The sequence below is a fragment of the Streptomyces sp. BHT-5-2 genome (assembly GCF_019774615.1).
Lineage (GTDB): Bacteria > Actinomycetota > Actinomycetes > Streptomycetales > Streptomycetaceae > Streptomyces.
This window is the reverse complement of the sequence record NZ_CP081496.1, coordinates 3,313,822-3,327,983: the sequence shown is the minus strand read 5'-3', so window position 1 is coordinate 3,327,983 and position 14,162 is coordinate 3,313,822. Positions and strand designations below refer to the sequence as shown.

The 14,162-nt window shown below is 67.9% G+C and carries 13 protein-coding genes and 1 pseudogene; 6 read left to right on the top strand and 8 right to left on the bottom strand.

What is annotated here, in order from left to right; all coding sequences use genetic code 11:
* The first annotated feature begins 560 nt into the window (after positions 1-560).
* The 3 genes and pseudogenes from K2224_RS14855 to K2224_RS14850 all read left to right on the top strand — a co-directional run bounded on the left by K2224_RS14855 (position 561) and on the right by K2224_RS14850 (position 2,167).
* Entirely contained in the window at positions 561-794 is a 234-nt protein-coding gene (locus K2224_RS14855) for a chaplin family protein (protein ID WP_221906999.1), read from the top strand.
* Between the two features lie 270 nt (positions 795-1,064).
* Positions 1,065-1,238, top strand: a pseudogene (locus K2224_RS41375) (glutaredoxin domain-containing protein); the annotation flags it as partial.
* Between the two features lie 161 nt (positions 1,239-1,399).
* Positions 1,400-2,167, top strand: a complete 768-nt coding sequence (locus K2224_RS14850) for an SDR family NAD(P)-dependent oxidoreductase (protein ID WP_221906998.1) — start codon at positions 1,400-1,402, stop codon at positions 2,165-2,167.
* Between the two features lie 195 nt (positions 2,168-2,362).
* Here K2224_RS14850 and K2224_RS14845 read toward each other — a convergent pair whose 3' ends face one another.
* The 3 genes from K2224_RS14845 to K2224_RS14835 form a co-directional block, all read right to left on the bottom strand.
* Positions 2,363-3,766 (bottom strand): S10 family peptidase, encoded by a 1,404-nt coding sequence (locus K2224_RS14845; protein ID WP_221906997.1) that lies wholly within the window; start codon positions 3,764-3,766, stop codon positions 2,363-2,365.
* A gap of 27 nt (positions 3,767-3,793) precedes the next feature.
* Positions 3,794-5,020, bottom strand: a complete 1,227-nt coding sequence (locus K2224_RS14840; protein ID WP_260692644.1) for a phosphatidylserine decarboxylase — start codon at positions 5,018-5,020, stop codon at positions 3,794-3,796.
* A gap of 127 nt (positions 5,021-5,147) precedes the next feature.
* On the bottom strand, positions 5,148-5,747 hold the full coding sequence (locus K2224_RS14835) for a hypothetical protein (RefSeq protein WP_221906996.1): 600 nt from the start codon (positions 5,745-5,747) through the stop codon (positions 5,148-5,150).
* Positions 5,748-6,541: 794 nt separating this feature from the next.
* Here K2224_RS14835 and K2224_RS14830 point away from each other — a divergent pair.
* Positions 6,542-7,696, top strand: a complete 1,155-nt coding sequence (locus K2224_RS14830; RefSeq protein ID WP_260692641.1) for an oxygenase MpaB family protein — start codon at positions 6,542-6,544, stop codon at positions 7,694-7,696.
* Between the two features lie 573 nt (positions 7,697-8,269).
* Complete coding sequence (locus K2224_RS14825) at positions 8,270-9,127, top strand: maleylpyruvate isomerase family mycothiol-dependent enzyme (RefSeq protein WP_221906994.1); 858 nt, start codon at positions 8,270-8,272, stop codon at positions 9,125-9,127.
* Positions 9,128-9,280: 153 nt separating this feature from the next.
* On the opposite strand, the gene K2224_RS14820 is transcribed toward K2224_RS14825, so the two are convergent.
* A complete protein-coding gene (locus K2224_RS14820) occupies positions 9,281-9,862 on the bottom strand; it encodes a TetR/AcrR family transcriptional regulator (RefSeq protein ID WP_221906993.1) in 582 nt (193 codons plus the stop codon).
* A gap of 85 nt (positions 9,863-9,947) precedes the next feature.
* Here K2224_RS14820 and K2224_RS14815 point away from each other — a divergent pair, with 85 nt between their 5' ends.
* Positions 9,948-10,703: a class I SAM-dependent methyltransferase gene (locus tag K2224_RS14815; RefSeq protein WP_221906992.1), complete on the top strand. Its 756-nt coding sequence runs from the start codon at positions 9,948-9,950 to the stop codon at positions 10,701-10,703.
* 90 nt (positions 10,704-10,793) lie between these two features.
* Here the strand turns inward: K2224_RS14815 and tatC are convergent, their stop codons facing one another.
* The 4 genes from tatC to K2224_RS14795 all read right to left on the bottom strand — a co-directional run bounded on the left by tatC (position 10,794) and on the right by K2224_RS14795 (position 13,800).
* Positions 10,794-11,828 carry a twin-arginine translocase subunit TatC gene (tatC, locus tag K2224_RS14810; protein ID WP_221906991.1) on the bottom strand — a complete coding sequence of 345 codons (1,035 nt, stop codon included), beginning with the start codon at positions 11,826-11,828 and terminating at the stop codon, positions 10,794-10,796.
* A 42-nt stretch (positions 11,829-11,870) separates the two neighbouring features.
* On the bottom strand, positions 11,871-12,146 hold the full coding sequence (gene tatA, locus K2224_RS14805; RefSeq protein ID WP_221906990.1) for a Sec-independent protein translocase subunit TatA: 276 nt from the start codon (positions 12,144-12,146) through the stop codon (positions 11,871-11,873).
* A 533-nt stretch (positions 12,147-12,679) separates the two neighbouring features.
* A complete protein-coding gene (locus K2224_RS40495; RefSeq protein ID WP_260692639.1) occupies positions 12,680-13,393 on the bottom strand; it encodes a hypothetical protein in 714 nt (237 codons plus the stop codon).
* Positions 13,372-13,800: an ATP-binding protein gene (locus K2224_RS14795; RefSeq protein ID WP_221906989.1), complete on the bottom strand. Its 429-nt coding sequence runs from the start codon at positions 13,798-13,800 to the stop codon at positions 13,372-13,374. Before K2224_RS14795 ends, K2224_RS40495 begins: the two co-directional genes overlap by 22 nt.
* Positions 13,801-14,162: the final 362 nt, after the last annotated feature.

Here is a 14,162-nt window from a genome sequence, read left to right as displayed (position 1 = left end):
ACCGTGGGCAGGATGCCTCCGGGAATGCTTCAGCATCCGGCTGTACACGGAAGCGCCGGCCACAGGCACGTCACCGTCGAAGGCCCCCAGGGTCCGGTCCAGTTGTGTCGCGGCCCGTTGGCCCACCAACTCCTGTTCCGAGCGGTCCATGCCGTAGGTGTCGGCAATCATGCGCGCCCAGGGCACGAACTCTTGGTGGGTGACCAAACGAAGCGGAAGCGACAAGGTCGTCATCCGGCATGTGTACAACACCCGGCCGGGCCGCTGCGGAGTTGCTGGGAGGCGGCTACGACGACCGGTCACGCCGCGTTCCGGAGGGCTGCCGGGCGTACTCCACGCGGATCTCCGCCCAGGGCGGCTTGTACGTAGTCAATCAGGTTCCGGGGGATGATTGCGGATCACCCCCTTGGCAGCTCGGGTAGTCGAAGACCGCGTGACGAGGTGCGGCGAGTGATCGAGCGAAGCTGTGCGATGCCGCCCCTCTGACGGGCGAATAAAGGGGCGGACGGCGCGGTCCCGTTGTGGGATGGGTCGCACATCACGGTCGATGGGAGGCATACATGAAGATCCGTACTCTTTCCGCTGTGGCGTGCCTGGTGGTGGGCGCGACGCTGTGCGGTACCGGTGCCGCGGCCGCCGACGGCGGAGCCAGGGGCGCCGCCGGAGATGATCCCGGTACGCACTCGCGAAACCGGATCCAGATCCGCGTCTGGGATTCGTTCAACATCTGCGGCAACAGCATCCTCACCCCGTTGCTGAACCCCGCATCGAGGGGGACCTGCGGCGACAAGTGACCACGGTGGGCTGTGGTTACGGCGCGGGTACGAGGGTGGTGCCCGGCAGCCCAATGCCCGGAGATACGGCGAACGTCCAGGTCAGTCGGCGTTGCCCCAAGCGAGGCCCTCAAGCAGGAACCGGGAGACGGGCGGCCTTCGTGTGAGTGCGGTTCGGCAACGGAACGCATGCCCATGCGGGGCCGTCCGCCCGTCCGGCGAATGCTCGGGCAAGCAACTCGGTTCGAGGAACATTTCGACTCGTCGATATCCCGCGTCAATATGATGCGCGCTGTCTTCTGGCGGCCGGGCTGCAAGTACTGCTTCCACATGCGCGTCAGGCTGGGCCGCAGTGCCCACCGGCTGCACTGGGTCGACATCTGGCGTGACTCGGCTGGAGCGGCAGCGGTGAGAGCAGTCAACGACGGCAACGAGACCGTGCCGACGGTCATCGTGGCGAGCCGCGCCCCTTCGGCTCGTTGCTCCGGCGGCACTCTGCGGTTATGTACTGATCGGTCCAATGTTGTGGTAGCGTCGATAATGTATCGATCAATCCAAAACGATGTGGCTGCGGGATGAGCAACGCAGCGGCAGTGGCAGCGGTGGTAGGGAGTGGGGACGTCGACATGACTACGGACGTGCTTGCGGGCGGGGCGTTGGCGGGCAAGGTGGCTCTGGTGACCGGGGGTTCGCGGGGGATCGGGGCGGCTGCCGCGCGGGCGCTGGCCGCCGAGGGGGCCGCGGTGGCGATCAGCTACACGGCGTCGCGGGAGCGGGCCGACGCGGTGGTGGCGCAGCTGGAGAAGGCCGATGTCCGGGCGGCCGCCTACCGCGCAGACCAGGCCGAGCGGCGGCAGGTGGCCGATCTGGTGGCCGCCGTGGCGTCGGACTTCGGGCGGCTGGACATCCTGGTGAACAACGCGGGCGTGTCGGTCAATGGCCCGGTGGACGACGCCGAGGGCGATCTCGCGGCGTTCGACCGGCAGTTGGCGGTCAACGTCGGGGGTGTCGCCTCGGCCATCCGTGCCGCGGCCGGTGTCCTTGAGGAGGGCGGGCGGATCATCACGGTCGGCTCGACCCTGGCCGCTCGCGCCGGCTTCCCGGGCGTGGCCGACTATGCGGCGACCAAGGCCGCGATCGTCGGCTACAGCAAGGGTGCGGCCCGGGACCTGGCGCCGCGGGGTATCACGGTCAATGTCGTCCAGCCCGGCTGCGTGGCCACCGACATGAACCCGCCGGAAGGGGACTTCGCGGATGCTCAGCGCGCGGCCAACCCCATGGGGCGGTTCGGGCGTCCGGAGGAGATCGCGGCAGGCATCGTCTTCCTCGCGAGCCCTGGGGCGTCGTATGTGAACGGGGCCGTGCTCGACATCGACGGCGGTTACATGGCCTGAGGCACGACTGGGGTCGGCAGCTCGCCGGACAGGCGCAGGTACAGGTCGCGCAGCATCGCGAATTCTGCGCCGTGGCGCATCACCTCGCCGTCACGCCCCGGTGCGACGTGATCGGGCCGGGCCGGCAGGGACAACTCCCCGCCGGCCCGGCCCGTCAGTCGGTGCCGGCGGCGGTCGGAGGCCGTACGGGTGCGTTCATGCCTTCCGCAGGCCGAGGGTGCCGTTGCGGTGCTTGAGCGACTGCTGCGGGTCGTAGCCGGGGAAGGGGCGATCGAAGAGCCAGTTGTAGAGCATCTCCCGGCAGATCTGCGGCTGGAACGCCGGCACCTGGTGCCCGGCACCGGGCACGCTGACCTGCGTCAGGTTCCTGTGGTGGCGCACGAATCCCTTCGGGTTCCCCTGTGCCTGTGTCCAGATCATGCGGGGCGCGTTGCGCCACTCCGCGTGCGCGTGCTCGCCTTTCTGCCGCATGAGGTCGTCGAGGATCTCCTCCGTGCTCCGGTATCCACAGGCGGTGTCGAAGTTCCCGGTGTAGAGCAGGGCCTTGTAGCCCTTGTCGAGGAGCTCGGCGTACTGCCCGGAGCAGTCGGCCATGTTGTCGTCCACCAGCCATTCGGCGACCGGGCCCTCGTTGTCTGCGCACTGCCAGGTGACGTCCGCCGGGACGTGCAGGGCTTCCTTCACGTTCTTGCTGTCGAGGTAGGCGCGCAGCGCGCCCATGGGTAGGTCGTCCCACCGTCGCACGTCGTAGATGTCGAAGTTTCCCCCGTACGCCAGGGTCGTGGTGACCAGGTCGTTGCCGAGCTTGGTGGCCTTCGCCATCTCTCCGGCGTCGAGGGCGGCCTGGTAGTCGGCGTGGGCCTCGTACAGGGCGTCCCGCTGGCTGATGCCGAGGAGCCCGGTCGTGTAGACGTAGTCGATCATGGCGCGGAGCGACAGCTCGGGTTTGATCCAGCCGTTGCCGACGGAGACGCCCTTGAGATTGATGTGCCGTCCGCCGGTCTTCCGGCGGTTCTGCCTGTCGATCGCCAGGGCGATCGTCGGCACGTACTTGCCGGCGTAGCTCTCCCCGCAGACGTACACCGGGCATTGCGCGTACTCCGGGTGCGTGCTGAAGAACTCCTGCAGGGCTTGCCAGAACATCTCGCCGAGAGCGTTCTCGCTCCGGACGTACTCGCCGACGTCGGAGTAGCTGTATCCGGTTCCGACGGGCTGGTCCCAGAAGACGACGTGCGCTTCCTGGTTCCAGCTGTTGGCGGTCACCGACACTGTTCCCGCGGCGTCGGCGCCGATGGACAGCGGTCCGTTCTCCAGGAACAGTCCCAGCAGCGAGGAGGCGCCGGGCCCGCCGTTGAGCCAGATCAGTAGCGGTGTCTGGCTGATGAGGTCCTGTTGGTCGTGGACCGCGACGTGGGGGTTGCAGGTCTGGCTCTCGAAGAACCAGTAGAACAGGTGGTTCTTGGTCCCCGGATGCTCCTTGCTGTCGATGTGCACGTGTCCGGAGTAGGAGCGGGCCTTCTTGGTGTCCGGGGTGTGGAAGTCGATCCGCTGGGTGTTGGGGATGTTCGCCGGAATCGAGGCGACGAGGTCTGCGGACATGAGCCACCTTCCGTTCGGCATTCGGGGTCAGGGAGCCAGAGGGCGGCGGCGCCGGGACTGCGTGTGGTAGGAGCCGGTGAACAGTCCGGCCGTCCGTTCCGGCTGGTCCAGGACTCCGATGCGCTGTCCCTGGAGCAGTTGCAGTGCGGGGAACCGGCCCTTCTCGAACAGCAGGATGTTCAGCGACCCGCCGTACTTGAAGTTCCCGATCTGCTCGCCCTTTTCGACCTCGACCGGCATCGCGAGGCCCGGCCCGAGACCTTGGAACTTCTCCCTGAAGTTCACGGAGGCGATCGAGTTGAGACCGACGGGTACGAGCCCGACGAACCCCACCTCGTTGTTCTTTCCCTGGGTGTCCGGGTACCAGGTCTTGATGATGAGGTATCCCCGGCGGAAGTTGTCGAACATCTCGTAGTCATACCCGTAGCCGACGTTCCCCTTGTTGAGCAGTTCGGGGAAGTCGCGCATCCCGTAGTAGACGCCCCTGATGTCTTCACGGGCCTCCACCACCTGGCCCCTCACCGGGGAGTGGTACCAGTGGTACGAGTCGGGCATCAGGATGCACGACACCGCAGTACCGCCGATGAACATCTCGGCGTAGTCGGAGTCGCCGAGCAACTGCCTGACGTTCATGGTCACCGTCTTGACCGGGATCGGCGTTTCCTCGGTCAGCTCATCAACGATCATGTTGATGACGCAGTCGGCCGGGGCGACCACCACGCTGTCGTCGTCCTTGTAGTCGATCGGCCGTTTGCCGTCCTGCAACTCCCGGACGAAGAAGTCGTTGAAGGTCCGCCAGGGCCCGGGCCTGAAGTCGGCCATGCGCTTCGGCCCGAGCTCGTCGACCCACTTCTGAATGAGTTTCTGTCCCTCCGGCCCGTCGTCGTCCATCTGCTTCCCTTGCAGATGTGTGAAGTCGGCGGTCATTTTGAACCCCGGGCCGGACGTCACGAAGACCATGCCGTAGTCGTTCTCGTAGTTGATCCAACTGAACTTCTCGATGTAGTCCAGCCCGTTGTTGACCCCCGTCTTCCAGTGGTACCACTCCGTGAAGAAGTCGCACAGGAACTGGATGCCCTTGCCCTTCCAGTCGCAGCGCACTTCTTCGGGAGTGTCCTCCGGGTACGGCACGACGTTGGCGACCGCCGCGTCGTACATGGTCTTGAAGCCCTCGTGGTCGGTCTCGTACCACAGCGTGATCTTCTTGAGGAAGTCGTCGAGGTTGTCGGAGTACTGTTCGTCGCCCTGCGTCATTTTCCTGTCTCCTTCCGCGGGAGGGGTGTCGACCCCGTCTTCCTGTCCGGACGCACTGATCCCTGTAGCGGCGCGGCGGGGGAGGGCGCGGTCCGGCCGTACTCCGCCGTTGCGTGAGACGTGCCGGTCAGCCGCAGATGGGGTTGACGGCGAGGTCGTCGACGTTCACCGCGTATCCGTCGCAGCCGCCGCGGATGTTGGAGAAGTGGTATTGCAGGTGCGGCCGGGCCACGAGGGGCTTGACCAGCGAGACGTATTGGTAGGCGTCCCCGTGTCCGGCGTCCTGGAGGATGCTGTACGCCTCGTCGGGTGTCGGGCCGGCCTGGCTGGTGATCGGCATGACGCCTGCCCACGACGAGGTGTGGTAGATCGGCTGGTCGATCTCGCCCTCAAGCGTGGCGTGGAGTTCGATCGACTTGATGCGGGAGGCGCCGTCGCCGGTGTTGTAGACGAGCCGCCAGTCGGTCACCTGCGACATGTCCTGGGTCGGGCCGATGGGCGAACTGCCGTCGGCCACCATGAGCGTGGCGTTCGGGAACGTCATGTGGACCTCGTCCGCGGCCGCATCGAGCAGTTGCTGCAGGGACAGCTGGTCCGCCGCCCGCACCCCGTGGCCGGCCGACGCGGAGGCCGGCGCGGCCGCCTGTGCCGCACCGGTTCCCGCAACACCGGTCACTGCCAGTCCGCACGCGACGATGACGGCCGCGACACTGTGCCTGAGCTTCATTGCCTCTCCGTTCTCTTCTCGGAAGGGGACATGCTCATCCGACCCGCGTCGACACAGGCATGGCGATTCGCCTGGACCGAACGGGAAGCCCTGAGCGCGACCAACGATTCCGTCACGATGAGTACTCGCTCAAGAGCGAGATGTAGCCATGGAGTTGGAAGTGGGTGTGCGGCCAAGACGACCGAAACCACCGCCGCTGCCTGCGGCAAAGCAGCGGAGACTGATGCTCCGGGGACGGCAGGCCGCCACTGACGGTCGCCGGGGATCGGCGCTTCGGACGAGCAGCGTCAGCGCTCACGCCTCCCTGTCGCACGCCCGGCCAGGCATGACACGCCAGGAGTCGGCGACCACCCCCAGCCGCAGGCCCGCCCCACTCGACCTCCCCGAACCACGCACCCAGGGCGGGCGACCGCTCCTCGCACGCGTTTACGAACTCAATACGCAACATGCCGGCCTCGGAACCGAGGGCCGGAAGCCGCGGCCCTGCACCCGCCCTTGGGTCATGCCGGGTTCGCGCGTTCCGGGACGTGCGCCCTGATGCGCGGGGGCGTACGCCCTGATACCTCGATCGAGGGATCGTCGGTCAGATCGATAGTGGGCAGGATTGCGGCCGGAGATCTTGCCCCGGATCCGGTCGATCTCCTGGTGAGGCCCACTAGCTCGGTTTCCGTGCGGCTGGGCGTGAGGCGATGCGTGCCTCACGCCCTGTGGCGGTCGGAGCTGGCCGGCGGAGAGATCGAGCTGCGCCTGTCTGTGGCGTATTTCCTTGACGACGATGAATGGAGCTCCACACGGTGGCTTTGACGGTTGAAACGGTCGCGACGGAGTTGGAAGCGGCGAACAAGGCAGGTGACCCACTCGCCGATGTCTTGGTGTCCGACCTGATCGACAACAAGGAGGTCGATGGCGTCAACGGCCTGTTCCGCACGATCGGGACGCTGAAGCCAGGCCAGGACAACTCGCACCTGCCGCAGCGGCTGCGCGAGTTCCTGGACACGGCCGCGGGCGAGCCGCCAGGCTGGAGCCAGCAAGACGTCAAGGCCGCGGAGGGTTTCTTCGCCCACCACCACGGCGAGGCGTCCATGCTCCAGGGCACCGTCGGGCTCATCGGCACCTACCTTTCCCCCACCGGCGCCTTCACCCTCCGCTCGACCGGCCGCCTGGGCGGCGTCGAAGGCCCCGGCCGGCGACTGTCACAGTCCTCCCGCCTCTTCCTGGACATGGGCAACAAGAACGCGCTGCGGGACGGGTCGCTGGCCGCGACCGTCACCAAGGTCCGCCTGGTCCACGCCTCGGTCCGGCAACTGCACAAGAAGAGCGGCGAGTGGAACTACGAGAAGTGGGGCGAACCGGTCTCGCAGAAATACACCACCGGCGCCTCCTTCGTCTTCAGCACCCAGATCCTCCAGGCAATGAAACACCTCGGCATCGACGTCTCCCGCGACGACGCCCACGGATTCATCTGCGCCTGGCACTACGTCAACCACTACCTCGGCACCCCGGAGAAGTGGCTGCTGCCCAAGGATGCCGACGAGGTCGAGCGCCTGTGGAACTCCCAGCGGGACACCGAATGGCAGAAGACCGACGACGGAGTCTTCATGACCAAGCAGGCCGTCGACTTCTACCGGAAGTTCCTGCCACCGGGCGCACACGACGCCTACATGGCCATGGTCCGCGTGGCACTCACCGACAAGTACGCCGACATGGCGGGCCTCCCGCGCAGTGTCCTGGACCTGGCAGGCAAGCCGCTCGCCACCGGCCACGACGTCATCAGCAGCATCGGCGGCGGCCTCCTGGGAGGCACCGCCAAGGACACCGTCGGCGTCAACCCCTACAAGGAAATCCTCGGGGTGGCGTCCAAGGCGTTCAACGCCGTCGAACGCTACGCCCTCACCCACGACCAGGACGACCAGCCGCAGATGCACCAGGAACTCCACGACAACCGCTGACAGAACCCGCACGTCGGGTGGGATGCCACTCGGCCGCCGTGGGTTGGGCCCGCTGCCGAGCGCAACGGGCCCAACCATGCGCGAGCCCCTCGCACGTAGCCCAACCGGCGGCTGTAGTGTGCGGTGTGGTCTCGGCCTGGGATGGGCAGGGGTGTGTCCGCGTGGCAGTGTCGGGTCTCCGCCGCTCCCGAAATGCGTGATCGAGGCGCAGGGGACCTAACCACTGCGTCAACCGCAGGACCGTCCCCGCCTTCGACGTCATGCGTTCGCTGCGCAGGAGCGGAGTCAAGGTCATCAGTGACGGAAACGGGCACGCGATCATCACGGCCAAGGTGCCCGCGAACGGCAGCAAGCCCGTCGAGGAAGGCGACTTGGTCCTCCTCCGTGCCCTGTGTCACGACCACGGACCTGGTGCCGAGGGAGCCACGCATCGTCCGGTGAAGGTGGTTCCGGCACAGCACGGCTGAGGACGCCCCCGGTCGGACGGCCCTTAACGGCCTGGCAAGCAGAGCGTCACACGGACCCATCGGACAGCCCTTAGCGAACCGGCCGCATGGTTGGCATGGTTGAGCCATGAAAACCCAGCTCAATGACATGCCGAGCCACCCCTGGCTCGGTGCCCCGATCGATGCCCGCTCTTTGTTCGCGCCGGAGCAGGCCGCTCTGATGGCCACGCTGCGCGGCCTGGCACCCACTGACTGGGGCAGGGAGGCGCTGCCGGGCTGGACCGTGCGCGATCTCGCCGCCCATATCCTGGGCGACTTCTACGGGCGGCTCGCCCGGGACCGCGACGATCACCAGGAGGGCCCCACCTTTGTGCCGGGCGAAACCCTGGAGGCGTTCATCCACCGCATCAACCAGGAATGGGTCGACGCCTACCGCCGAGTGAGCCCGGCCGTGCTCACCGACACCCTCGGCCTGATCGGGGAGCAGATCGCCCACCACTTCGAGGCCACCGACCCTGACGCCCCGTCCCTGGGAGTCTCCTGGGCCGGCGTCGATCCGGCACCGATGTGGCTGGACAGCGCCCGCGACCTCACCGAGTTCTGGACCCACCGCCAGCAGATCCGCCACGCCGTCGGCCAGGCCACCGACTCTGATCCGCGCCTCCTCTCAGTGGTCCTGGACACCTTCATGCGGGCCCTGCCCCACACCCTGCGCGAGGTCATCGCGCCCACCGGCACGCAGGTCCAGGTGCGGATCGACGCGTTGGCCGGTGGCACTTGGACGGCGACGGCCACCGCAGACGCCTGGTCACTTGCCGAGCCGGACAACAAACGCCCCGACGCGCTCGTCGAGCTGGATACGGAAACCGCATGGCGGTTGTGCACCCGCGGCATTCAGCCGGACACCGCACTGGCTCGCGCCCGGATCGACGGCGACCGTGAACTGGCCGAAGCAGCCTGCCGGATCGTGTCAATCGTCTACTGAACCGATGGATCTCCTTGCTGGAATGGACACACCGAACCAGTTCGGAGGCATTCACCCCCGATGCATCGGCGGCCAGTCGTCTCCCCCCTATAACCGGCCGCCATTGGGAAATCCGAACCGGCCGGACAGGAGGGAGTGCGTACCGCCTGCCCGTCAGGTGGTCACTCGACGGAGCACGGTGTCGATGATGAGGTCGATCTCCCGGGGGCCCGGTGGTTCGCCGGTGAGCAGAAAGCTCTGCAGTATCAGCGCGGGACCGGTGCGGGCGGCCAGCGGGTGTACGACCTCGGGTTCGAGCTCGCCGCTGTGGACGCCCGCGCGCAGGATGGCTTCGATGCGCTCCAGGCGTGGCGTGATGACCCTTTCGGCGAACATGGCACGCAGTTCCGGCTCGTGCAGCATGTCGACGATGAACTCGATGCCTGGTACGAGAGTCCTGCCCGCCAGTACGTCGTTCAAGGCGCCCAGCGCGCCGGCGAGGTTGTCCCGGGCGGAGCGCTCCGGGTTCGGTTCGGGCAGCGGGGGCAGGGCGTGGTGCAGGGCGTCCAGAACCAGGGGCTGCTTACCGGGCCAGCGCCGGTAGAGCGCGGCCTTGCCCGTGCCGGCACGGGCGGCGATGCCGTCCATGGTGAGTCGGCCGTAGCCGTTCGCGGCCAGCTCGTCGAGCGTCGCGACGTAGATCGCGTGTTCCAGTTCCGTACCCCGGCGGCGGCCGGGTGTCGCACTTCCTGCCATGGGCTCGACAGTAGACGCTGGCGTTCCCTTCTGCCTACACTCGCTTTAGTGAACAACCTCGTCTACTAGAAGAGGTGAGGGTTGAATGACCGATCTGCACACCACGCATGACCACCAAGGCGGCCAGGAGCCGGCATTGGACTTCGAGGCGATGTACCAGGGGCGTGAGGTCGCCTTCGGAGCGGACGACCGCCGGTCGGACCTGATCCCGTGGCAACTGGACGCCCCCCAGCCGCTGGTCGTCGAGTTGGAGGCGGCAGGGGAAATCACCGGGCCGGTTCTGGAATGCGGCTGCGGTCTCGGGGACAACGCCCTGTTCTTGGCCGGTAAAGGTCATGAGGTGACCGCTTTCGACGCCGCCCCCTCCGCGATCGAGCGCAGCCGAGCCAAGGCAGTGGCCGCAGGCAGCCCGGTGACCTTCGTCGTCGCCGACGCGACGGAACTGCACGCCAGTGGTGTCCCTGGTGGCTTCCGCACAGCCGTCGACAGTGCCATGCTGCACTGCCTGGACGCCGATCAGCGGCGGGCGTACCTGGCCGGCCTGCGTCAGGTGTGCGCACCCGGCGCGAGGCTTCATGTCCTGTGCTTCCGTGGCGAGTTGGCCGCCTACCTGGAGATGCCGGCCGCCACGGACGAGCGCAGCCTGCGCGAGGCTTTCCAGGACGACTGGGTGATCCGGCGCATGGAGCCTCGCCACTACACCACCGGTTTGACCCACCAGGAATGGCAGAAGCTGGCGTCCCCCGTCTCGGACGCCTCGGAACAGGACGGCCTTGTGGCCGTCGACGAGAACGACCGGGTTCTCCTGCCGTTCTGGCAGATCACCGCAGAACTGGCGTGACGGACCACAGTCAAGTCCTGGGTGCCTTCTCGGCTGCCCGAGGAGGCATCCGAGGGCACCACTCCCGGTTCCGCTCAAGGTCGTCCGTGGTCAAGACCGGGGCGGACGTCGACAGTCAGTTGCTGCACCGGGGTATCTGTCCTCGCGTCGCGAGCGGCAGGTTTCCCGTGCGGCCTGTTGCCGACCTTGCTGATGGGCGTGAGTTCTGGCCGCGTCCGGCTGCGTGGGTGGGGCCTGGTCGGCGGACACCGGTTCCACCTCGCCGATGTCCTGCGGTGTGAGATCGAGGTCGGAGGGCTCGTCGGCGCCGGGTCCCGCTGCCTCTCTTCCGGCCCTGCGCCGGTCGTTGACAAGCGAAAAGACAACGGCGGAGAAGTAGAGCGCCCAGATCGGCGCGGCCAACGCCAGCATGGACAGCGGGTCCGTGCTCGGTGTCGCCACGGCCGCAAAGACCGCGATCCCCATGACCATGCCCCGCCACCTGCCGAGCATCCGCCGGCCGGACCACACTCCGGTGAGGTTCAGCATCACCAGCAGCAGCGGCATCTCGAAAGCGAGACCAAAGACCACCACCATGCGGGTGACGAGGTCGAGCAGGTCGTCCAGCGGCAGCAGGTTGGCCACCCCGTGCGGGGTGAAGCCGATCAACACCTTCGCGGTCGTGGGCAGCACCTTGTAGGCGAAGAAGGCGCCGCCGAAGAAGAGCGGGACGCCCGCGCCGACGAACGCGTAGGCATACTTCCGCTCGTGCCTGTGCAGGCCGGGGGCGACGAACGCCCACAGCTGGTACAGCCATACCGGCGAGGCCAGCACGACGCCGGCCATCAGGGACACCTTCAGTGCCAGGGTGAAGGGCGCGAGCAGGCCGCTGATCGTGATCCGCGCGCAGGTGGTGTCCGCGGTCTGTCTGGCCAGATCGGCGAAGGACGTCGGGCAGCCGACCGAGTCCAACACCGGCCTGGTGAAGAAGTTTACGATGCCCTTGTAGGAGAAGGCCGCGGCGATCGTGACGACCAGGATGGCAAGGACGGCCTTGGCGAGCCGGTTGCGGAGCTCACGGAGGTGCTCCGCGAGCGGCATCCGACTCTCGGGATGCTTCTCCTTGTTGCGGGCTGACTGGGGCACGGCACGTCCTCATCTCGTGCGGCGGACCGGAAATCCTCGGACTCAGTGGCCGGTCGTGCTGTCCGTGGGCGCGGTGCGGGCGGTGGAGCTTCCTCCGGGAGCGTTCGAGATCGTCCGCGGTCCCGGCGCAGGACCAGGGTCGGGGCGTGGCTCGTTCGAGGCGTCGTCGTCCTTCATGGCCTGGGTCTCTCTCTTGAGGATCCGCATGGACCTGCCCAACGCCCGGGCCGTGTCAGGCAGTTTCTTCGAGCCGAAGAGCAAAATCACCACCGCGACCAGGATCAGCAGGTGCCAGGGTTCCAGCGCGTTGCGGAACATCGTCACACCACTCCTTCGAACGTCTCGGTCCTCGTGTCTGTTTCAGTGATCCGTGCCGCTTGTTCCTGCGCGACAGCGGCGGGAGCGGAAGTGCCCGTGGCCTTGTGCGCGTGTGTCTGGGAAGAGGTCACCCGGCGCACTGGGCACGGCGGTTTCACCTGCGCCCATCGCCCGCGCCATCGGGAGATTCCCACGGTGTCGCCCAGCCAGGTTTCACACGTGAATCCGTTGTCGGCTGTCGGGCCGGCGGGGCGTGTGGGGGCGTTCGGGCCGGATGGACGCTCGGCCGCTGCCCCTGGGAGCAACCGCGTTCGGGCACGCGGAACAGCCGATGGGGTTTCGCGTTCGGCCATGGTGCGTTCCTCGGCGTTCCCTGGCGTGACCGTTCCTGTTGCCGACCGGCGTGGTGTTCACACACGACTGTCGGGCATCTGAGGCGAGGCGAGTGGAGCGGGCCGGCTGCCGCGAGGGCGTGCCGGATGTCGATGTCCTTGCGGGTCATGTGTCCTCCTCCCTGTCGGATCGGGGGCGATTCAGGTTCCGGGGCGCCCGGCAGCCGTCCAGGCCGCGTACTCCTGGCGGACGTAGCGGCGGTGGTCGGGGGCGGGCGTGGCCGTGTCGGGGTGGTGCGGGCCGGCCACCAGGTCGGGGTGGCGCCGGTCGTGCCGGACGAGTTGCTCGGCGGTCTCGGCGGCGGCTGCGGCGGGGCCGGGGCCGGGGTCATCGAGGGCCATCCGGTCCATGAGCGCTGCCCGGCGTAGCAGCCAGGCGCGTTCGGCGGCTGTCGCATCGATCGGGGGGCCGGATACGGGCCTGGCCCGGCGGCCGTCGCGTTCGGCTCCGATGGCGAGCACCTGGTGCATCTCGCGGCGCAGGTCCGGCGCATTCGCGTACGCCTGGTGCGGGGGCGGGGCGGCGATTGCCTCACCGCTGTTCGGGGTGACGTGCATGCTCACACCTCCGCCGGTGGCTACGGTCCGGCGCCGCGGCGTCGTCTCCTGGTCGGAGGCGCCGTGATCGAGGGCCGGTGGGTGTGCCGCGGACCGCAGGGGCGGCGGGGCCGGGCCGGGGCAGCCGTCGACGGGGAACGGCTTGTGGGGCGCGAAGGCCCACCCGGCGGGGCCGTCGGGTGACCCGGCGTCGCAGTCAACCGCGGTGACGCGTCGCTGTGCTGCGGCGCCGACCTCGACCAGGGCCCGCAGTCCGCGCCGAACGACCGGCCCGGTCATGGCGCGTACCTGAGGCATGCGCGGACCTCGCGGCCGCTGCGTGTCTGGTGGACCTCGGTCGACTGGGCGAGGCACTGGACGATGCCGGTGCCGCGACCGTGTTCGTCGGGGGCGACGTCGCGGCGATGCCGTTCCACCGCCGTGCCGGAGTCGGTTACCACGATGTGCAGAGTGCCGTCGTCGAGGACGAGCAGCAGGGTCATGCGCTCGCGGCCGTACTGGGCGGCGTTGGCGGCGAGTTCGTCGACGATGAGAACGGCGGAGTCCCGCTCACTTGCGGGCACGCTCCAGGTCTCCAGCAGAGCGGCCGCGAGGTGACGGGCGGCGGCGACGTGTGCCTCCTGCGCGGGCAGGGTGAGCAGCGCCTCGTGGCGGCGGGGCCGGCCGAGCAGTGGGCTCGGGCTGGGGAAATCGGTCACAGACATGGTCTTCTGGCTCTTCTGTGGATGTGCGTAGAGCGGAACGGGGGAGACGCCCGGCAACTTCGGAGCTGTCGGTGGGCCGGCTCCTGAAGAGGCGCGCTCATTCAGTTCCACGTGCGACGCGCATCGAACGGTTCAGGCTGTTCGCCTCTTTTGCTCGACTTCTTGTGGGTGATGTCCCTGTCGGTGGCCTGGCTGGGCTCACTTGCCTCAGCAGGGGCTCGATGCCGTACCCGGTCGGACCGGGCACCGGAGGCTCGTTCCCTCGCCACGCGCTCTACCGGACGGCCCCGCGGCAACGTCGCGCCGCAGGGTCGGACGAGTGTCCCGGCCCGCGTCAAGTCGGCCGCGGACGCAGCCGGTTC